This window comes from Bradyrhizobium ottawaense (assembly GCF_900099825.1).
Lineage (GTDB): Bacteria > Pseudomonadota > Alphaproteobacteria > Rhizobiales > Xanthobacteraceae > Bradyrhizobium > Bradyrhizobium ottawaense_A.
The window spans coordinates 642035-662345 of the sequence record NZ_LT629693.1 but is presented as its reverse complement, the minus strand read 5'-3'; the positions used below and the strand labels follow the sequence as shown (position 1 = coordinate 662345).

Sequence of the window (20311 nt, the reverse complement as noted above, 5' to 3'; positions counted from 1 at the left end):
GTCTCAGCGCGTCGAGGCAACTTGAAGTCTCAGGGACCTCAGGATGCCTTGCGGCCGCGGGGATCGACCTCTTCGAACTCGGCGTCGACGACGTCGTCGCCGGAAGGGCTGTCAGCCGTTCGCCCGTCTGCGCCACCGGCTCCCTGCGAGGCCGCTTGGCCAAGGGCTTCACCGATCCTTGACGCCGCTTGCTGCAGACGGTCTGCCGCCTGACGGATCGTTTGCGGGTTGTCTGCCGTCAGGCTCTGCTTCGCGTCGGCGATCACCTGCTCGACCTGCATCTTGAGGTCGGAGGGAATCTTCGTCTCCGATTCCCTCAGCGCCTTCTCAGTGGAGTAGATCATCGCATCGGCGTGGTTGCGCGCCTCGACGAGCTCCTTGCGGCGCTTGTCCTCATCGGCATGGGCTTCGGCCTCCTTCACCATCTTCTGAATGTCGGCCTCGCTCAGCCCACCGGACGCCTGGATCCGGATGCTCTGTTCCTTGCCGCTCGCCTTGTCCTTGGCCGATACGTTGACGATGCCGTTGGCATCGATATCGAACGTGACTTCGATTTGCGGCATGCCACGCGGCGCCGGCGGGATCCCGACCAGATCGAACTGGCCAAGCAGCTTGTTGTCGGCCGCCATCTCCCGTTCGCCCTGGAAGACGCGGATGGTGACCGCGGTCTGGTTGTCCTCCGCCGTCGAGAACACCTGGCTCTTCTTGGTCGGGATGGTGGTGTTGCGTTCGATCAATTTGGTCATCACTCCGCCGAGCGTCTCGAGGCCGAGCGACAGGGGGGTGACGTCGAGCAGCAGCACGTCCTTGACGTCGCCCTGCAGCACGCCGGCCTGGATCGCCGCGCCGATGGCCACGACTTCGTCCGGATTGACGCCCTTGTGCGGCTCGCGCGCAAACAGCTTTTGTACGATCTCCTGGACCTTCGGCATGCGGGTTTGCCCGCCGACCAGCACGACCTCGCTGATATCGGACGCCTGCAAGCCCGCGTCCTTCAGCGCAGCCTTGCACGGTTCGATCGTGCGCTGGATCAGGTCGTCGACCAGCGCTTCCAGCTTCGCGCGCGACAGCTTGATGTTGAGGTGCTTCGGCCCGTTCTGATCTGCGGTAATGAACGGCAGATTGACGTCGGTCTGGGTGGCGCTGGAAAGTTCGATCTTGGCCTTTTCGGCGGCATCCTTGAGCCGCTGCAGCGCCAAGCGATCCTTGCGCAGGTCGATGCCTTGCTCCTTGCGGAATTCGTCGGCCAGATAATCCATGATCCGCTTGTCGAAATCCTCGCCGCCGAGGAAGGTGTCGCCGTTGGTCGCCTTGACCTCGAACACACCGTCGCCGATCTCGAGGATCGAGACGTCGAAGGTGCCGCCGCCGAGATCGTAGACCGCGATCTTGCCGCTGCCCTTCTTGTCCAGCCCGTAGGCGAGGGCGGCCGCGGTCGGCTCGTTGATGATGCGCAGCACTTCAAGCCCGGCGATGCGGCCGGCATCCTTGGTCGCCTGGCGCTGCGCGTCGTTGAAATAGGCCGGCACGGTGATCACGGCCTGCGTCACCTTGCTGCCGAGATTGGCTTCCGCGGTCTCCTTCATCTTGGTGAGGATGTAGGCGCTGATCTGGCTCGGGCTGTATTTCTTGCCCTTGATCTCGACCCAGGCGTCACCATTGTCGCCGCGCACGATGTGGTAAGGCACCATCGTCTTGTCTTTCTCGGTGATCGGGTCGTCGTAGCGCCGACCGATCAGCCGCTTGATGGCGTAGATCGTATTTTCCGGATTGGTGATGCTCTGGCGCTTGGCCGGCTGCCCGACCAGCACTTCGCCATCGTCGGTGAAGGCGACCATCGATGGCGTGGTGCGGGCGCCCTCGGCATTTTCAATGACCCTGGCCTTGCTTCCTTCCATCACGGCAACGCAAGAGTTGGTGGTTCCGAGATCGATGCCAATTGCTTTCGCCATGATCAGGCTCCTTGGTTAGGGTCGCGTTTCGCGCTCTCGATGTATAGTGCGTCGCCGGGCCATGCCTCGACGCGAATTCAAATCGGGCGTCGCGTCGATCGTCTTTCGACCGTGTGCGGGGCGCGCAAGCGTTGGAGGAGGGCACCGCCAGCGCGTCCCGCTACCGCTCGGCGTCTCAAGCGGCTTCCTTGACCTCGATTTTCTTCGGTGCCGATTTGGCCGGTTTCGGAATTGTGAGCTTCAAGACTCCATTCGACATCGTGGCTTGGACGCTCGATGGGTCGATGCCAGGGGGCAACTGCAACACGCGCAGGAATACGCCATAGCTGCGCTCGCTGAGCTGGACGTTTTTGTCCTTCTGGTTTTCCTCGACCTTCTTCTCGCCGCGGATCGTCAGGGTATCGTCCTCGATCGAGATCTCGACGTCCTTGCGTTCGAGTCCCGGCAACTCCGCACTGACCTCGATCGCCTTGTCGGTTTCGGTGATTTCGATGTTCGGGATGATGGACTGTGCGCCGCCTGGACCGATGCCTTGCGCGAATTCGCTGAACAGGCGGTCAATCTCCCGGTGCAGGCCGAACAATCCGAAATCCGGCCGCATCAGCGCGCCGCCTTCACGGAACGGAACCAGCGATTTTAACCTCATGGGATTCTCCTTTTGTCTTGGATAAGACGATCTCTGACGAACGCTGCGGCTCGCCGTGCTACGGACTGACTACGATCCGATCTTCGACGTGGGTGATGCCGGGCGCCGACCACGCGACGCGCTCGGCTTCCTCGCGTTCGATCCAGGAACGAACGGTACCCTTCAGGATCACCTCGCCGCCGTTAGCTTCGACGGTGATCCGATTGGCGTCCACCTCGGCGTTGCGCTTGAACGCTTCCTGGATCTTGCGCTGGATGTCGGTGGGTTGGACTTTGGGTTTGACCGTGATGACGTTGGTCACGCCCTTGACGCCTTTCACCTTTCGCACGGCGCTCTCGGCGGCGGTCTTCTGATACTGCCACTCCGCCGCCCCCTCCAGGGTGATCCAGCCGTTCTTGACAATGATCTTGATCTTGTCGTGCGAAATCGGCAGCTCCGACTTCAGGGCGGCCACCGCATCCCTGGCAATGTCCGGATCCGGACGCTGATCGATCGCTGGCAGCCGGACCTCGAGATCATTTGCGACTGCGTGAACGCCGGCGACGCGCTTGACGGCAAGTTCGGCCTCCAGCCGGTCGGTGTAGCTGTGGGTGAAGCCCGCCAGCGTAACGACGCCATTCTTGACCGAGACGGCGATGTCTTCGGCGTCAAGGTCGGGATCCCATTTCAACTCTTCACGGACATCACGCTCGATTTCACTATCGGATTTCATGGTTGGCTCCTGGTCTGCAAGTTGCGGGCACGGTGTGATAACGCTACCGATCGTCATCGATCCTATGAGTGATCACGCGCGCGGCCATGACGATGGTCAACTTCCGCCCCCAATTTATCGTCGGTTGTATAAAGCGCGGTTCGCCGGGGGGCCGCGGATGTCGCCATGCTCTCGGCAGGCGACAAAGGTTCGTGCTGGATCGACGGCGACAGGTCTTGAATGCAACTCGCGCTATGGCTGTCCCAGCCGTTCGTCACCGAGCCATGGATCCGGGCGCAGCGAATGGAGCGGAAGATCGTCCGTTCCTCGCGCCAGTTCGATTTCATGAACGTGGACCGCGTCGCCGCCGCGCCGCATCAGGATCTCCTGAGCTAGCGCCTCCTTCTCCGGCGAATTGACCCGTACCCAGATCAACAGGCCGTCCCATTCGGAAAACTTATCCAGTCCCCGCCTGCGCTCGTGGTCGAATCGGCGACGTACCACGAGCACGGCGATGCCGGCGAAGACAAGCCCGCACAGTATTGACAGAATTCCGATGCCGAGCGGCCTCACGTCTTTCACCACGAGAAAGCACGCCGTTGCCACCGCAGCGGCGCAACCGGCGATGCTGCCGACGACGGCCTGGGTGCCGGCGATATCGTCGTAGCCGGTGAAAGGGCGTCTCGGCGCGATCGGGATATCGGCAAGATCTGCCGGCGGAATCGACGCGTAGTTCAAGCGCCGCTGCAGCTCATCGGCAGGGGCGCTGACATCGATGTCCGCGCGATCGAATCCCGCAACAAGCAATTCCTCAGCGGCGTCGAGGAGCGCCTTCCGTGCGTGGAAGACGCCCGTCACTTCGCGGGTGCGCATCCGGTCTAGGATATCGTCTGGCGACGCGCGCATGGATGTTTTCCGAGCAGCGGTTTCGATCACGCCGGATAGTTGAATGCCGACAGCTTCTTCAGTTCGTCCTTGGACGCGCCGGGCAGGGTGATCTTCTGGCCGGTCTCATCGATGACAAGGCTGTCATACGGTACGACCACAAGCTGCCCGCCGAGGCCGAGGAAGCCGCCGACCTGCAGCACCGCGAAACTGAGCTGCTTCTTGTCCTTGTCGGCGACCACGTCGTCGATGGTCCCGATCTTTTCGTTCTTGTCGTTGATCACGGTGGTGCCGATCAGCTTGCTCATCCGATAGCCCTTCGCCACGACCGAAAGATCGACCTTGATGAGCTGCACTCCTGCCTGCGGCAATGCCGGACCGGCGGCGAGGGCGACCGCAAGCGCGGTCCAGATCATCCAGCCTGAAGAGCGTCGCGCCGCACGCGTCGGGCTCTGCGGTAACGGAGTCGCATCGACATGCGATTGGGATGGCGTCTGAAATCCTGCGAAGGCAACCATGCTCTCTCCTGGGGTGTTAAGCAGGGTTGCAGGAATAATCCGGAAGCCTCGATGCGGCACTGATCATTGTCAATTCGTGGAGGGTTTTTGAATCGCAAAATAGCACCAATGTCGCCCGCGGAACCGCTATGCGCTCGTGTCGGCGGCGAGGCGCATCTGGATTCCCGCGACCAAGGAGGCATAATCGTAACCGCCGTCATGACGCACGCCATTGATGAAGAAGGTCGGGGTGCCATTCACGCCGCTGCGGATTCCACCCATGAAATCGCTGCGCACCTTGTTTCTGTAATGCCCCGTCTCCAGAGCGTTCCGCAGCGCCGTTTCGGTTAACCCGAGTTGTTCGGCGATCAGGAAGATCGTTGGCAGGCTCAACCTGCTCCGGTTCGCAAATAGGGCGTCGTGCATATCCCAGAACAGCCCGGCGGTGCCTGCGAATTCGGCACTTTCGGCGGCGATCTCGGCGTGCGGATGAACTTCGGTCATAGGGAAGTGGCGGAACACGAACCGCATGCGCCTGCTGAAATACAGTTGCACCCGGTCGACGATCGGATGGGCCAGCGCGCAATGCGGGCATTCATAGTCGCCGTATTCCACAAGCGTGATCGGCGCCGATTCCGGTCCGCGAACATGATCACTTTTCGTGATAGGCGTTCTCAAATTCGCCATAGCCATTAGCCTGATCTGTGAGTTTTTCGAGGGCGTCGAGAATTCCGTCGGCGCCGGGATTGACCGCGATCGGAGAGCAATAGCTCCACGCAATGACCCCCTCTCGATCGAGCACGAACAGCGCGCGTTCGCAGACCCCTTCATTGGCACGATAGGCGCCGTATTTCCGCGCCACTTCGCCCTTGGGTTCAAAATCGGCGAGCAACGGAAAGTGCAGGCGGCGGTCGCGGGCAAAGGCGGCATGGCACCAGACGCCGTCGACCGAGACACCCAGCAACTCGGCCTTGTGCTTGTGGAACTCCGGAAGAACCTCGTTATACAGCGTCACCTGATCGCCACAAACCGGACTCCAGTCGGCCGGATAGAACGTCAGTATTACGGGCCTTCCTCGGAGGTTAGAGAGCGTGAGGCTTTGATCAGGGGTGACCCGCAGCGTGAAATCCGGTGCAGCGGTCCCGGCAGCCAGAATGGATGACATTTCGTGCCTCACGCGTGTCGAGAGGGATGGGTCGTTCGGAGCTGCAAGGTTACAATTAGCACGACTTCGCGTCGTTGACCGCAGTCAATTTCCTGTACCTCCATGTTCCGGCCATCCGATGTTGCACTCCGTCCCTATTGTGACACGCTCGGCTGCATTACGTACTTTTACGTACGCAGTTTTGCCAAATTCATTCGAACATTCCTGCAGCGCGATAGTTCACCCTGCGCTCGGCTTCCAAAAAAAATGAAGGGTGCGACTATGAAAACAAAGATCCATGCAGCCGACTACTATCGGCGGATGCTTTCGATGCAGCCCCATGCACTGAAACGCCTCGATGCGTTTGCCAAGATCATGGCGTGCAACCGCGGTCGGGAAATACCAAATAACCCGGGGCCTGCGGGCCACTGGTACTACGTCATCACCGGCGCGGTCCGGCGATGCGCCGTGCGTTCGGACGGAAGACGGCAAATCGTCGACCTGATGCTGCCGCGGGACTTCTTCTTTGTTTCGGACAGTCAGAATGAGGCGACTATCGAAGCGATCGCCGATGAGACGGTGCTTGCGAGCTATCCGGGCCAGCGGGTTGAACTGGTCGCGGAACGCGATGTCGAGCTCGCGAGAGAACTTCGCGATGTCGCGTTCCAGTCTCTCACCCGCTCCCAGGCCCAGCTTCTGATCATTGGGCGGCTCACCGCGCTCGAGAAGGTCGGCTCCTTCCTTCTCTCCCTTGACGGGCGCGCGTCCGATGCAAGCGGGCAGGTTGTGTTGCCGGTTTCGCGATATGACATTGCCGATTATCTCGCAGTGTCGGTCGAAACGGTTTGTCGCGCGCTGACCGATCTGAGGCAGCGGGGCGTTATTCGTCTGGCGGGTAAACGGACGATCAAGATTCTGAACCGGAGCGCACTGGAAGACCGCATGAGCGAAAGCTCGATGGTGGCGGGCGTTTGAGCTGCGCCATCATTTGTCCGCGGCTGGCGCGACGCTCAGCTTCGCCATCACGCCAAGGCGGATGGCTTCCGCGAGCTGGCGTATCCCAAGGCGCTCCATCATGCGCGCGCGGTGCACCTCGACGGTGCGTACGCTAATTTCAAGCTGGTAGGCAATCAGCTTGTTCGGACGGCCGGCCATCAGCCCGTCAAGGACGTCCCGTTCGCGCGGACTGAGGCTTGTGACGCGCCGAACGGCATCGACGATTTCGTGATCGCTGGTCACGCGATGTTCCCGCTCAAACGCGACCTCGATGGCCCCAAGCAGGGCGTGATCGCTGTAGGGCTTCTCCAGGAAATCGCTGGCGCCCGCCTTCATCGCACGAACTGCCGTTTGGACATCGCCCTGGGCCGTCACGATAATGACCGACAGATCGCCTCGCATCCTGTTGAGGTGCGCCTGAACGTCCAGGCCGTTCATGCCTGGCAAACGGACATCGAGCAGGACACACCCGGTTTTGAATGTCTTCGCTGCGTTGAGAAACGGTTCGGGCCGCTCAAAAGTGACCGGCTCGAAGTGGGCAGAACTCAGCAAACGTTCCAGCGAACGAAGGACGGCTTCGTCGTCGTCCAAAACGTAAACAGTTCGTTCAGCTGGCATCGGTTGCTCCGCCGGCCGGCACGGTAAAACGGAAGATGCTGCCGCCCCCGGGTTTCTGCCCCGCCGTCAATTTGCCGCCATGCGCTTCGACAATCGAACGCGAAATCGACAGGCCCAATCCCATGCCATTGTGCTTGTTCGAGACGAACGGCTCGAACAGCCGGCCGGCAATATCATCGTGAATTCCGGATCCGATATCGCTCACCGCAATTTCGACCATGCCGTCGCCGAGAACTCTGGTTGCCAGGGTGATTTCACGCGATTCCTGATCCACCATCGCCTCAAACGCGTTGCGGATGAGATTGACGAGAACCTGCTGGATTTGAATCCGGTTCACGAATACGTCCGCGGCTTGATCGTCAAAGTTGAACGTGAGGCGCGCCGCGAGCGGAGCAGCGCTGCTCAATGCCAGGGCGCCCGCTTCCTCGATCATCGAAGGAAGCGCCTCGATTCGCCGCTCGGTCTCGTCCAGGCTGACGAGCTGGCGGAAACCGCGGATAATTTCGCTCGCCCGCAATGCCTGGCTAGCCGCCTCATCTGCGATGTCCTGCACTATCGCGAGGCTGGCGCTATCCTCTCGTGCCAACAACCGCTTTGCTGCATTGACCGAATTGATGACTGCCGTGAGCGGCTGGGTAAGTTCGTGGGTGAAGGCGGCAGCCATTTCGCCTGCGGCCGTGAGGCGCGCCATATGGAAGAGTTCGTCACGCAATTTCTGGATGCGGCGATCGGCCTGCTCGCGCTCGAAATTATCCGCCAGCAGCTTTCGGTGCGCGAACTCCAATTCGATTGTTCGTTGCTCCACGCGTCGTTCGAGATTCTCGTTCAGAAGGCGCAGTTCCACTTCTGCGGCCCTTTGTGCACTCAGATCGCGGCTGACCGTTGCGACATTCATCGGCGCTCCGGTTCGTGGATCGTCGATCCTGAACCAGTCGATCAGGAACGGCATCGGCGTCCTGGACCCGAAATGCTGGAGATCAAGTTCCCCCTTCCACCGTCCGGTGCGCAGCACGAGGGGCCAGATCTCGTTCCGAAACGCCTGCTGGTATTCTCGCGAAACGAGATCAATCACGTGAAGGCGCAGCGCATCGTCGAGGGTGGAAAGTCCGAGCGATTGCAGACCCGCCGGATTGGCGTACCGAATATGGCCGCTAAGCGAGGCGATGCCTACAAAATCGGTCAACCGTTGCACCAACGTGGTGAACCGTCTCTTATCGGCGTCGCCCAACCACTGCTGGAAGGCAATCGCCGCCTGATTTGCCCCGGTCGTCAGCAGCAGTCGTTCCGTTTTGGTGGGAAATGTTCCGCGAGAGGAACCGGCGGCAAGTACGGCATCGCCGCCCAGCCCGATCGGTGAGGTTGCTACGTGCACGTTGCCGCCGGCCGCATTGCCGACAATGAACTCCTGTTCGAAGCTAAACGCTGCTTTTTCCTGTTTCAACACCGTCCGCACATGGTCCAGGCTTGCGGGATTCAGGTTAGGTTCGCTGCGGATCAGTTCGGCAAGCTGATTGCCTTGGCCGGGGAATATGATGAGAACGAAATCGGCGGCCAGCATGGTGATGAGCGCCGCAACGATGCTGTCGCCGATCTGGCGCTCATAGTTTCGCCATGCCGCGGGAAACGTTGAAAGCGCGACGAGATCGCGAATGCAACGCCGCAACTCGTCAGAGTTTGCAAGCGGCTCGGTCCACGGCATTACCAGAGCCTCGCGTCGGTCTTCGCGGCGGCCTGATGATTTGACGCCGATATTTTGGGGTTGGCAATGCACAAAAATAGAGGCGGCCTTGCTACGAGAGCCATCCAGAGAAGAAGGTATTTGGCCCGCTACCGTACATTGCCGGGCTGTTCGGAGAAATATTATCGAAAACTCATTTCGATCTACGAGGCTATTTTGCAGTGGAACGGGATTTTGCCCGTCGGTCGGGGATGCCAACCCGGGCCAGGGGAATCCAGGCGGGAGGATCGCTCGCGGGAAACGTCTCGACGAGGCTCAACGTGAGTTCATCGTCGACGTCGGTCGGTTCCGTCTCCGGCGTGGGCCGGGCGGTTGCCCGGCCTCGTTGACTTTGATGACGCGGTCTCTGCTGCATCGTCTCGGGCTCGCCTCAAGCTGCGGTGCCAACGGCCGTGGGGCTGGCGCCCTGATGCTGACGCGACCGAAGCCGGAGCGAGAAGATGACCAGCGCGATGCCAAAGGCGAGGGCGTAGGCGCCCATCCACCAGGTCAGCACGAGCGCACCGATCAGGGGCGCAAAGATCAGCAGCGCGCCATACGCAAGCGACAACAGCCCGCCCAGCACCAGCCACCACCGGCCATGTTCTATGTTCAGGCGGAAAGCCGCGGCCGTCATCAACGCACCGGTGACAATTGCCCAGGAAGCAACGAGCAACACGAAGGCAAGGACGGTAAGGCCCGGCCAGAGGAAAGCACAGATACCCACGGCGATATTGAGAAGACCTGCGAAGATTAGAAATCCCCAGCGGTCCCTTCGACGCATCGCCCGCACGGCGGAGATGATCTCGGCGACCCCGTCGACCAGCATATAGGCGGAGAACAGGAGCACCAGTGACAACATCGTTGGCCCGGGAAAGGCCAGCGCGAGACATCCGAAGATAATGGCAAAAACGCCTCGCAGCGTGAACAGCCACCAGTTCTGCGCGAGCGTCGCCGTCGCAGAATCGGTTTGAACGTCGGAGGCGCTGTTAAAAGTGGTGCTGGCCATGACATGCTCCGCAGCGGGTTGGTCGGTTGACGCGCGGTTATGTTTAGCGCGTGTGGGACGGCACGCATTGACGCCTGTCAAAAAGCGGGTTTGCCGATCATGAGCGGCAGAGGGTTATTCTCCGAGCACCCTATGGACGAGATCGGCGGCGTTCCGGGTGCCCAGCGTTTTCAGCAAAACTGGTGCGGCGGAAATCGACCGTGCGTAGGCTGATGCCGAGCGTCAGTCCGGCTTCCTTGCCGGAGCCTCCTCGGATGATTTGGGGCGAGTGCGACACGCTCCGTTGGGGGCAACGTCTCATGCCCGGGGAACGGATTACGAAGATCGGTGCCACCCTTGTCGGCGCGGGTCCGGGCCTAAGCGCGCAGGTTTACGTATCATTACGACATAGCGCGAAGGTTCACTTAACTGCTAGGACCAAGATGAAATAGTAGCTGATCCACGCGTGAAGCCGATGCTCCCAGATCCGCTTGATACGTTTGTGAAACGCACAATCCTTGAGCGGCCGTCATGCCGCAAGTGCCGGCATCCGATGCGCGTGGCCCTGACGTCGGTCAATTTCGCGGATCAAATGCGTCGGACGGGCGGTCCACGCCGTCGGCTATCGGGATCGCGCTGCGCGTTTTTCCGTCGTGGCCGTATGCGTCGTACGAGAAAGGCCCGGCTCGCTGACCATCGGCGGATTGAGGGCGGCCTCGATCGCGTCGTCGACGCGCTCAAGCCAGACGAACCGAATCCGGTCGCGGGCGTTTTCGGGTATGTCCTCGATGTCCTTGCGGTTGCGCGCCGGAATCATGACGCTGGTGATCCCGGCCTGGATCGCCGCCAGCACCTTTTCCTTCACGCCTCCGATCGGAAGCACCAGTCCGCGCAGCGAGATTTCGCCGGTCATGGCGGTATCGCTGCGGATCGTGCGTCCGGTCAAAAGCGATGTCAGCGCCAGGAACATCGCAACTCCCGCACTCGGACCGTCCTTGGGGATGGCCCCGGCCGGAACATGGACATGGACGTCGGACTTCTGCAACTCGGCCGGGTCGATGCCGAATTCGGCGGCGCGCGACTTGACCAGCGTCAGCGCGGCTTGCGCGCTTTCCTTCATCACGTCGCCCAACTGGCCCGTGAGGATCAGCTTGCCTCGGCCGGGAATGCTGGTCGCCTCGACGAACAGAATATCGCCGCCCGCCGGCGTCCAGGCGAGACCGGTCGCAACGCCCGGCACGCTGGTGCGCATGGCGATCTCCTGCTCGAAGCGCTTCGGCCCCAGTATGGCCTGAAGGTCCGCCACCGTGATGGTGACGCGCGTCGCGTTGCCCTCGGCGATCCGCATCGCGGCGTGACGGCAAATCGCTCCGATCCGGCGTTCGAGATTTCTGACCCCGGCTTCACGGGTGTAGTCGCGGATGATGGCGCGCAGGACGTCGTCGCTGATCTGGCATTGCTCCTCGGTCAATCCTGCCGATGCTAATTGTCGCTTGACCAGATAACGCCGGGCGATCGCCAGCTTCTCGTCCTCGATGTAGCCGGGCATCTCGATCATTTCCATCCGGTCGCGAACCGCAGTCGGGATATTGTCGACGACGTTTGCGGTACCGATGAACAGGACTTTTGAGAGATCGAAGGGGACGGCAAGGTAATTGTCGCGGAACGTGGCATTTTGTTCGGGATCGAGTACCTCCAGCAACGCTGCCGCGGGATCGCCGTGAAATCCGGCACCCAGCTTGTCCATCTCGTCCAGCATCATCACCGGATTGCGGGTGCCGGCCTTGTGGATCGACTGGATGATATTGCCGGGAAGCGCGCCGATGTAGGTCCGCCGGTGTCCGCGGATCTCGCTCTCGTCGTGGACGCCGCCGAGGCTCAGCCGGACGAATTTTCGATCGGTCGCGCGCGCGATGCTTTGGCCAAGCGACGTCTTGCCGACGCCGGGCGGGCCGACGAAGCAGAGGATCGGGCTCTTGCCGTCGGGGTTGAGCTTGCGGACCGCCAGATATTCGACAATCCGGCGCTTCACTTTCTCGAGGCCATGATGATCCTCATCGAGAATGCGCCGCGCTTCCGCGATATCAATGCGCTCCGGATCGAGCTTCGACCATGGCAGTTCAACCAGCCAATCGAGATAGCTCCGCACCATCCCGTATTCGGCCGCCATTTCCGGCATGCGCTCAAGCCGCCTCAATTCGCGCCTGGCCTGCTCCTCGGCATCCCTGGGCATGCCGGCTTTATCGATCTTTTCAGCAAGTTCCTTCAGCTCAGTGGACTTGACGTCGTCGTCCCCAAGCTCCTTCTGGATCTGATGGAGCTGTTCGCGAAGGATGTGCTCGCGCTGCTGCGACGACAGGGTCTGCTGGGTCTGTTCGCCGATCTCCTTTGAGAGTTCCAGCACCTGGATCCGCTTCGCGAGCAACCCCAGTAGCTTGTCGAGCAGCAGCGTGACGTCAAACGTCTCCAGCAGATCCTGCTTTTCACTGATCGGGATATCGATAATGCCAGCAATAAAGTCGGCGAGCACCGTCGGCGAGTCCAGACTGTCGATGGCGGCCCCGATCTCCGCAGGCGGGTTCGGCAGCAGCCCGAGCGCGTCGCGTGCGCGCATCTTGAGCAGATGCATCCGCGCCTCGATGTCGGGCGTGACCGCTTCGGATATACCGATCTCGGTGATGCGCGCGACGAGATAGGGAAAGCCGGTGAGAAATTCGTTGACGCGGAAGCGCTGCAGCCCCCGGCAAATGACGTGATGGGTTTCTCCCGACGTCACATAGCGCAGGACCTCGGCAATGGTGCCGATACGCCGCAGATGCTCAGGTCCCGGCTGTTCGACGGCGGGATCGTCCTGCAGCAACAGGCCGATCTTGCCGCCGCTTCGAACCGCCTCCTGAGCCGCGGCGATCGAGGCCGGCCGACCGATCGTCAATGGCAGTACCATGCCCGGAAACAGCAACGTGTTTCGAACCGGCAGGATGATCGTGGCATCCGCAGGGATGGAAGGATGGCTTTGATCGGGCACTGTGCCCGGATTGTCGGCTGCATCAGACATCGATCCGCTCTTCGGTCAAAGGCTGCTTGGAGAATTTCAGCATCAGGCAGCCGTCAGCAAATTCCGCCTGGCCAAGCTGGAGGCCGCTCGCCGGGAAGGTGATCTGGCGTTCGAATCTTCCGTAGGGAATCTCCAGCCGATGAACCCGACTGCCACGCGGGAGCGTGTTCGCTCGGCGGAAGCCGGTCACCATGACCGTATTGCTATCGACCGTCACTTTCACCGCGCGGCTGTCGACGCCGGGAAGCGCGACGCCGATCAAGAGCTCGGAGTCGGTTTCGATGATATCGACTGGGGGTTGCCAGCAGAGATCGCGGACCGGCGCGGCCGTCGGCTGGAAGAACTGGCGATGCAATCGCTCGGCGCGATCGATCAACTCGCAAGCCCTGGCCCACATTAGCGTTCCTGGATCGGTCGCGGCCATGAGACGGGTTCCTGAGCTGCTGTGAAGGCGCCGAACGAACCTATGATGCGATGCATGGCGTCACCTTGACGACCGTCAATCGCTGGCGCGGGATCCACAGAACCGCAGTCAGTGCGCGATGAGCAGGGGGACCGGTGAACGGTGCAGGATCCGGCTGGTCGTAGATCCCGGCAGCAAATCGTGCAGTTGAGAGTGGCCGTAGCTGCCCATCACCAGCAGGTCTGCACCGAGGCTGCGGCACTCCGCGATCAGCACGTCGGCCGTCTCGTCTTCCTCGCCGACGGCGCGATATTTGATGGCGTTGATGCCGTGGTGGCGAAGGTGCAGAACGGCATCGTTGGCCTTCAGCGCGTCGGTTTTGGTCTGATGCTCACCTTCCACGACGAGAACGCCAACCTTGCTCGCCTGGTGCAGGAAGGGGAGGGATTCGGCAAGCGCGCGCGCCGATTCCCGGCTCCCGTTCCACGCCACGACAATGTTGTCCAGGGGCGTGAAGCCTTTCCAGTCATCGGGAACCAGAAACAGATGACGTCCGGTGCCGAACAGCAGGTTTTCAAACAGGTCTTCCGGTTCGTTCGACCGATCATTTGGCCGGAGCGCGACGAAGGTATCGGCGGTGCGCACCAAGGGCAGGGCGGTCACGGAAATATCGAGAACGCCGGCTACGTCGAACCGCCGCAGATTGGTCGGCTGCTGCAACTGGGTCAGCCGCTGCAACAGCATGGTCTCGACGGCGTCTCCGGCTCGCCTCGCAGCGTCGGGCGCCTGGGCGGCTTGATTGACGTTGGCGCCGTTGAATTCGTCCGGCACTACATTGAAGAACAGTCCGGTGATATGGCTCTGGAAAATCTCAGAGATCTGTGTTGCGGCGGCCAGACGCGCGTCGTCTCCGGAGCCTCCATCGAGCTGAACCATCACGTCCTTGATCATGGCGGCTTTCACACCTTGATTTGTAGTTCGAACGATTTGATCAAGGCCATCGACAGCAGGACCGGATCGACTGTGACAACCCGAAACGTGTGGAGCTTGCGGTCCTGCCCGCTGATCGAGACGTATTCACCCGGCCAAAAGGCATGCGCTTCAAATCTGTAGCCGGCCTCGTCGCCGTCATCCTCGCTGTCACTGTAGTCGAAGACCCAGCGCGCGCGGTCGGTGCCGCCAGGCTTGTGGATGAGGCGACCGACCTCGTCGTCTTCGCCATCCCAGAATCGGCGAACGCGGCAATAGTCCCGATACTTCTTCCATAACACCGGATCGATATGGCCTTGGGCATCCAGCGGCGCGATGAAATCATATCCATGACGGGACGAGCCATCGGGGAATTCCCTGGAGCGGGCAAGATGGAGCAGGATGCGATTAAGGTCGGAGAGTTCAGTCAACTCGGACAAGGTATCCATGGTGCCATCCTGTGATCCAATGTGTGGCTGCAGCAACGAAACCGGACCGGCAGGACACCACCATGACAATTGTCAAATCGGTCCGGGCTAATTGCAGGGTCGGACGTGTAACGCGCGACAATCCCGGAAATTGATGGTTATCAACGTGCGGGGCGATGCGCGATGTAGCCTGCACGGCGCCGCACGAATGTGACGGAGAAGGATCTGATTGCCAGTGCCGCGAGTTGTGCCGGATCATGAAAGGGGCGAATTCTGGCCGCCTGAGAAGTCCGCGCCGTCGCTCGATTTGCGGGCGCGCGCGGCCACTCAGGCGACCATTGCCGTCGCGATCGTGCTGCTGGCAGTCTGGGTCGCACGCGATTTTCTGGCGGCATTGACCTGGGCCGCCGTGATCGCGATCACATGCTGGCCGATCTACCTGCGCTTCGAGCGGCTCGTTGGCCATCGTTCGCGATCGCTGGCGCCGCTACTATTCACGCTTGTGACCGGTCTCGTTCTGCTTGTACCGATCATCGTGACGGTGCATCAGCTCGCGCAGGGCAGCGAGGCCTTCGTCCGTGTGCTCAATCGCCTGCGCGAGAGTGGGATCGCGGTCCCGACCTGGCTTGCCCAACTGCCGGTCGCCGGTGAGTACCTCGATCTCTGGTGGCGCGCCAACCTCAGTAATCCCGACGTCCTGGTGGAATGGTTTCGCGGCGTGAATGTCGAAAATCTGACGGCGTGGACCGGCACACTCGGAGGCGCATTGCTGCATCGTCTGCTTCTGTTCGCCATCACGCTGGTCGCGCTGTTTCTGGTACTGCGCGACGGGGCATGGCTGGCAGATCGCGCGCTTGTGATCGCGGACCGCCTGCTCGGTGATCGCGGGGCGCACCTCGTCGGCAAGATCGCCGGTGCGACCCGCGCCACCGTGAACGGGACCATAGCGGCTGCGATCGTAAAAGGCGCTGTCATCGGTATTGCGTATATCCTGACGGGCGTGCCGCATCCGGTGCTGTTCGCGTTTCTGACCATGGCGTTGGCGATGGTGCCACTTGGAGCGTGGCTGGCGCTTGGTGTCGCCGTCCTGACCTTGGCGCTTCAAGACGGCACATTGTTGGTGCCGGCTGCACTGTTTGTCTTTGGCGCGGGGACGTTGCTGATCGGTGACAATTTCGTTCAGCCGGCGCTGATCGGGGGATCCGCGGAGTTGCCCTTCCTGCTGGTGCTGATCGGAATTCTCGGCGGCATCCAATCATTCGGATTGGTCGGTCTCTTTCTCGGTCCGGTAATCATGGCGGCCCTCCTGACCGTATGGCGTGAATGGATCGGCGTCGGAGACTGACGGCTGGTGCGCCCGGGTCCTGCCGCTCCACACATCCGCAGTCCGGATACGTCTGCAAAAGAAAGGACCGCGCGGCTTTCGCCGGCGGTCCAAGTCTAGGGAGGAAACGCCCCGGGAGGGGAGCGACATGAGGATGTCGCAGGCTCTATCTCGCATTTCGAAAAACCCCATGCATTGACGGCGCTCAATTTACACTCGCGGCATTTGCAAGGCGCGCCGGACGTGTCGTCGATGCGCTGGGCCAAAGGAACACTGATACCCATCAAGGTGTCGATCGTTCGCTTGATGCACCATTAACGGGAACCAGGATGGCGGAGGCATCGCGCAATGGCAGATGGCAGCCTCGATATGATTTCGCAATCCGGCGAACCGGGCACCGCACGCCTAGCCTCCCGGCGTTCGCCTCAGGAGAATCGGGAAACTTCCGGTTCGACGCAGGCATCCGGTGAGCAAAGTCCGCCGGCCGCGTCACCGGGCCGCTGGCGACGGCCGCTCCTGATCATGGGTCCAGTTGTCCTGGTCGTTGGCGCAATCGGCCTTTATCTGGCGACCGGCCGCTACGTGTCGGAGGAAGATGCCTATATGCAGACTGTGAGTGCCTCGATCAGCCCGCAGGTCGCGGGCCAGGTCGTCAGCATCGCAGCGAAGTCGAACACAGAGGTCAGCAAGGATGCTCCGCTGTTCAACCTCGACCCCGAGCCTTACCGGATCGCGCTCGCCAACGCCCAGGCCCAGCTCGGCATTGCGCGCGATCAGGCCCACACCCTGATCGAGACCTATCGCGCCCGTCAAAAGCAGATCGATGAGGCCAAGGCGACGGTCGACTACACGCAAACCAATTTCGAGCGCCAACAGCACCTTTTTGATACTGGCGCCGCGCCGCGGGCCACGCTCGATGCTGCGATCCGCGACTTTCAGGCCGCGAAGGCCAATCTTGCGAGTCTGGAGCGGGAGGCCGCGGCGGCGCTCGCGCAGCTCGGCGGCAATCCGGATTTGCCGGTCGATCAGCAATCTGCGGTGAAGCAGGCGCAGGCGGCGGTCGATCTCGCGGCACGTAATCTGCGGCTCACCGCCATCGTCGCGCCGTTCGACGGTGTCCCGAACAATGTTGAAAGCATCGCAGTCGGGGTGTTTCTGAATGCCGGCCAATCCGCCTTTCCGCTGGTCTCGGCTAGCAATCTCTACATCGAGGCCAATATCAAGGAGACCGAGTTGACCTATGTGAGGCAAGGCAATCACGCGCGCGTCGTCGTCGACGCCTATCCGGATGCTCCGCTCGCGGCCAAAGTGACGACGGTGGCCCCTGCGAGCGGTTCGGTGTTTGCGCTGTTGCCGCCGCAAAATGCCACCGGCAACTGGGTCAAGGTGGTACAGCGCGTGCCGGTTCGGCTTTCCTTCGGTCAGAACCCGGAGCACCTCGCCTTGCGCGCCGGCATGAGCGTCAAGGTCTCGATCGATACCGGCCACCAGCGCTCGCTCCGAGAGCTGTGGCGCGACCTTACCGCGATCTTTGGAGCCTGAAATGGCGGGCGATGCGGCCACGAGCGGGGTCATCAATCGGGGAATGGTCACGGCAACCGTGATGCTTGCGACCCTGATGCAGGCGCTCGACACCACGATTGCCAACGTCGCGCTGCCCTATATGCAAGGCAGCCTGTCGGCGACCAGCGACCAGATCAACTGGGTGCTGACCTCCTATATCGTGGCGGCTGCGATCATCACGCCGGCGACCGGCTGGCTCGAAGCGAGGTTTGGCCGCAAGCCGTTGTTCCTGACAGCGGTGATCGGCTTCATCGTGACTTCGATGCTGTGTGGGGCCGCGGTTTCGCTGGCGCAAATGGTGGTGTTCCGGCTGCTACAGGGCATCTTTGGCGCGCCGCTGGTGCCGCTGTCGCAATCCGTGCTGCTCGACGCGTATCCGCGGGAGCAGCAGGGCCAGGCGATGGCGGTATTCGGGCTTGGCGTGATGCTCGGGCCCATTCTCGGGCCGACACTCGGTGGCTGGCTCACGGACTCCTACAGCTGGCGCTGGGTGTTTTATGTCAACTTGCCGCTTGGCGTGCTGTGCGCGTTCGGCATTTTTCTGTTTCTCGGGCGGCGCGCCGATCGCCCCTTGACCCGACGACTGGATTGGCTCGGCTTCGCGTCGTTGAGCCTCGGCATTGGCGCGTTGCAGCTCTTGCTCGACCGGGGCGAGCGGCTCGACTGGTTCGCCTCGCGCGAAATCCAGCTCGAGGCTGCGTTGTGCGTGCTCGGCTTCTACCTCTTCACCGTGCACTCGCTGACCGCGTCCGATCCCTTCATCGACCTCGCATTGTTCAGCGACCGGAATTACGTGATCGGAATCATGCTGATTTTCATCGTCGGCGTCGTGCTGCTGGCGACGCTGTCATTGCTGACGCCCTATCTCGAAAGGCTCATGAACTATCCGGTGCTGACGGCGGGCCTCGTTCTCGCCCCCCGCGGCGTCGGCACCATGGCCGCGATGCTGCTGGCCGGACAGCTCATCCGCTTCGTCGATGCGCGGCTTCTGATCGCCACCGGACTCGGCATAACCGCATTCTCACTCTATTTGATGACCGGCTTCACCCCGGATGTGTCGCAGGGCACCCTGGTCCGCACCGGCCTGCTGCAAGGCTTCGGCATCGGCTTTGTCTTCGTGACGCTGGGCACTGTGGCATTCGGCACGCTACCGCCGGCGCTGCGCACGCAGGGAACCGGGCTGTTCAACCTGATGCGCAATATCGGCGCGAGCATCGGCATCTCCATGATGGGTTATCTGCTGGTGCGCAATTCGGCCGTCACGCAGGCCGGGCTGGTCGAGCATGTGACCGTCTACAGGCAGGTGATACGCGACCATGCCCAGCAACTCGGTGTTGCCACCGTTCACGGGCGCGCCGCGCTTGCCCAGCTTGTGACCGCGCAGGCGGAAGCCGTCGCGTTCATCGACAATTTCAAGCTGATGATGTTCGTATCGCTGCTGGCGATTCCCCTGGTGTTGCTGGTACAACGGCCACGCCGACCGCCTGGCAAGGAACGTCAGGCGGGAACTCTTGCAGAAGCTTGAGATCGCGCGCCGCACCGGAGGCTCTGATGTCGATCAAACAGGAGTTTAGGGAGGCGAGGGAGAAATTCAGGCTGTTGTCGCTTTATCAGCGCTTCGAGCACTTCGTCGTCATGTTCCTCACGGCGCTGATCGTGGTCATAGTCGTGGCCGCGCTGTGGACCCTGACGCTGAAGATATTGTTCGGCTTGGTTCTCTCGGGAGGCCTTGACCCATCCGATTACTCGGCGTTCCAGGCCGTGTTCGGCATGATCCTCACCGTAATCATTGCGCTCGAATTCAAGAAATCGCTTCTGGTGGTGGCCGAGGGCCGCAACACCGTGGTCCAGATCCGATCGGTCGTGATGATCGCGCTGCTGGCGATCTGCCGCAAGGTCATCATCCTCGACCTCACGGAGACCGATGCGCTGCACATTCTGGCGTTGGCAGCCGCGATCCTAGCGCTCGGCCTTATCTACTGGCTGATCGGTGTCCGCGACCGGGAAGGCGACGAGGCGGCCTGACGTGGGCGGCGCTATCGATTATTGCCGACGAAGACCGGCAGTTTCTCGAGCGCGCTACGGCTGGCTCCGGGCAGCACGACGTAGCCGGATGGATCGTCCAGCTTGAGGTTGCGGAAAGGGACCGCAATCAAGTGGCCGCCAAGGCCGGTGAAATCGCCGACGGCGAGGATAGCATAGGTGTTGCCGTCCTTGCCGAAGATGAAATCGTTGATGCGCCCGATCGTCTCGTTCTTGTCGTTAACGACAGGTTTCAGCTTGATGGTTTCGGCGCGGTAGCCTCTCGCGACCTCGGTCGCCTCCAGGGGCGTCAGAGCGACTTCCTGTGCCGCGGCGCGATCCGTCCACGGAATGAGAGCGACGATCGTAAGAACGACCGCGGCTGACCACGAGAGGCGGAACCTGTTCATGAT

20 protein-coding genes are annotated in these 20311 nt (G+C 61.5%); 5 read left to right on the top strand and 15 right to left on the bottom strand.

Annotated elements, in window-relative coordinates:
* Nucleotides 1–38: 38 nt before the first annotated feature.
* The 7 genes from dnaK to BLR13_RS03295 form a co-directional block, all read right to left on the bottom strand.
* Complete coding sequence (gene dnaK, locus BLR13_RS03325) at nt 39–1952, bottom strand: molecular chaperone DnaK (RefSeq protein WP_074827652.1); 1914 nt, start codon at nt 1950–1952, stop codon at nt 39–41.
* A gap of 175 nt (nt 1953–2127) precedes the next feature.
* Entirely contained in the window at nt 2128–2598 is a 471-nt protein-coding gene (locus BLR13_RS03320; protein WP_074827653.1) for an Hsp20/alpha crystallin family protein, read from the bottom strand.
* 58 nt (nt 2599–2656) lie between these two features.
* The gene (locus tag BLR13_RS03315; protein WP_074827655.1) at nt 2657–3310 is read right to left on the bottom strand and encodes a BON domain-containing protein; all 654 of its coding nucleotides are present in this window, start codon (nt 3308–3310) and stop codon (nt 2657–2659) included.
* A gap of 231 nt (nt 3311–3541) precedes the next feature.
* Nucleotides 3542–4195 (bottom strand): hypothetical protein, encoded by a 654-nt coding sequence (locus tag BLR13_RS03310; RefSeq protein ID WP_074827656.1) that lies wholly within the window; start codon nt 4193–4195, stop codon nt 3542–3544.
* Nucleotides 4196–4221: 26 nt separating this feature from the next.
* On the bottom strand, nt 4222–4692 hold the full coding sequence (locus BLR13_RS03305; protein WP_074827658.1) for a PRC-barrel domain-containing protein: 471 nt from the start codon (nt 4690–4692) through the stop codon (nt 4222–4224).
* 126 nt (nt 4693–4818) lie between these two features.
* Entirely contained in the window at nt 4819–5358 is a 540-nt protein-coding gene (locus tag BLR13_RS03300; RefSeq protein WP_074827660.1) for a DsbA family protein, read from the bottom strand.
* A complete protein-coding gene (locus BLR13_RS03295; protein ID WP_074827662.1) occupies nt 5324–5836 on the bottom strand; it encodes a redoxin domain-containing protein in 513 nt (170 codons plus the stop codon). Before BLR13_RS03295 ends, BLR13_RS03300 begins: the two co-directional genes overlap by 35 nt.
* A 261-nt stretch (nt 5837–6097) precedes the next feature.
* Here BLR13_RS03295 and BLR13_RS03290 point away from each other — a divergent pair, with 261 nt between their 5' ends.
* A complete protein-coding gene (locus tag BLR13_RS03290; RefSeq protein WP_157793681.1) occupies nt 6098–6790 on the top strand; it encodes a helix-turn-helix domain-containing protein in 693 nt (230 codons plus the stop codon).
* A 9-nt stretch (nt 6791–6799) separates the two neighbouring features.
* Here the strand turns inward: BLR13_RS03290 and BLR13_RS03285 are convergent, their stop codons facing one another.
* From BLR13_RS03285 to BLR13_RS03255, 7 genes are all read right to left on the bottom strand, one after another.
* Complete coding sequence (locus BLR13_RS03285; protein ID WP_074827665.1) at nt 6800–7429, bottom strand: response regulator transcription factor; 630 nt, start codon at nt 7427–7429, stop codon at nt 6800–6802.
* Nucleotides 7419–9128, bottom strand: a complete 1710-nt coding sequence (locus BLR13_RS03280) for a PAS domain-containing sensor histidine kinase (protein ID WP_074827667.1) — start codon at nt 9126–9128, stop codon at nt 7419–7421. Before BLR13_RS03280 ends, BLR13_RS03285 begins: the two co-directional genes overlap by 11 nt.
* 409 nt (nt 9129–9537) lie before the next feature.
* Nucleotides 9538–10155 carry an HdeD family acid-resistance protein gene (locus BLR13_RS03275; RefSeq protein ID WP_074827670.1) on the bottom strand — a complete coding sequence of 206 codons (618 nt, stop codon included), beginning with the start codon at nt 10153–10155 and terminating at the stop codon, nt 9538–9540.
* Nucleotides 10156–10756: 601 nt separating this feature from the next.
* Nucleotides 10757–13189, bottom strand: a complete 2433-nt coding sequence (gene lon / locus BLR13_RS03270) for an endopeptidase La (RefSeq protein WP_074827672.1) — start codon at nt 13187–13189, stop codon at nt 10757–10759.
* Entirely contained in the window at nt 13182–13613 is a 432-nt protein-coding gene (locus tag BLR13_RS03265) for an Hsp20/alpha crystallin family protein (RefSeq protein WP_074827675.1), read from the bottom strand. Before BLR13_RS03265 ends, lon begins: the two co-directional genes overlap by 8 nt.
* Nucleotides 13614–13721: 108 nt before the next feature.
* On the bottom strand, nt 13722–14543 hold the full coding sequence (locus tag BLR13_RS03260; RefSeq protein ID WP_074831979.1) for a universal stress protein: 822 nt from the start codon (nt 14541–14543) through the stop codon (nt 13722–13724).
* Nucleotides 14544–14551: 8 nt separating this feature from the next.
* A complete protein-coding gene (locus BLR13_RS03255) occupies nt 14552–15010 on the bottom strand; it encodes a hypothetical protein (RefSeq protein ID WP_074827677.1) in 459 nt (152 codons plus the stop codon).
* Nucleotides 15011–15224: 214 nt separating this feature from the next.
* Here BLR13_RS03255 and BLR13_RS03250 point away from each other — a divergent pair, with 214 nt between their 5' ends.
* From BLR13_RS03250 to BLR13_RS03235, 4 genes are all read left to right on the top strand, one after another.
* The gene (locus BLR13_RS03250; protein WP_157793679.1) at nt 15225–16334 is read left to right on the top strand and encodes an AI-2E family transporter; all 1110 of its coding nucleotides are present in this window, start codon (nt 15225–15227) and stop codon (nt 16332–16334) included.
* Between the two features lie 501 nt (nt 16335–16835).
* Nucleotides 16836–17855, top strand: coding sequence for an HlyD family secretion protein (locus BLR13_RS03245; protein ID WP_074831983.1), 1020 nt, complete (start codon nt 16836–16838; stop codon nt 17853–17855).
* 1 nt (nt 17856) lies between these two features.
* A complete protein-coding gene (locus BLR13_RS03240; protein ID WP_074827683.1) occupies nt 17857–19401 on the top strand; it encodes a DHA2 family efflux MFS transporter permease subunit in 1545 nt (514 codons plus the stop codon).
* Between the two features lie 26 nt (nt 19402–19427).
* The gene (locus BLR13_RS03235; protein ID WP_074827686.1) at nt 19428–19901 is read left to right on the top strand and encodes a phosphate-starvation-inducible PsiE family protein; all 474 of its coding nucleotides are present in this window, start codon (nt 19428–19430) and stop codon (nt 19899–19901) included.
* A gap of 11 nt (nt 19902–19912) precedes the next feature.
* On the opposite strand, the gene BLR13_RS03230 is transcribed toward BLR13_RS03235, so the two are convergent.
* Nucleotides 19913–20308 (bottom strand): PRC-barrel domain-containing protein, encoded by a 396-nt coding sequence (locus BLR13_RS03230; protein WP_079586830.1) that lies wholly within the window; start codon nt 20306–20308, stop codon nt 19913–19915.
* Nucleotides 20309–20311 lie beyond the last annotated feature (3 nt).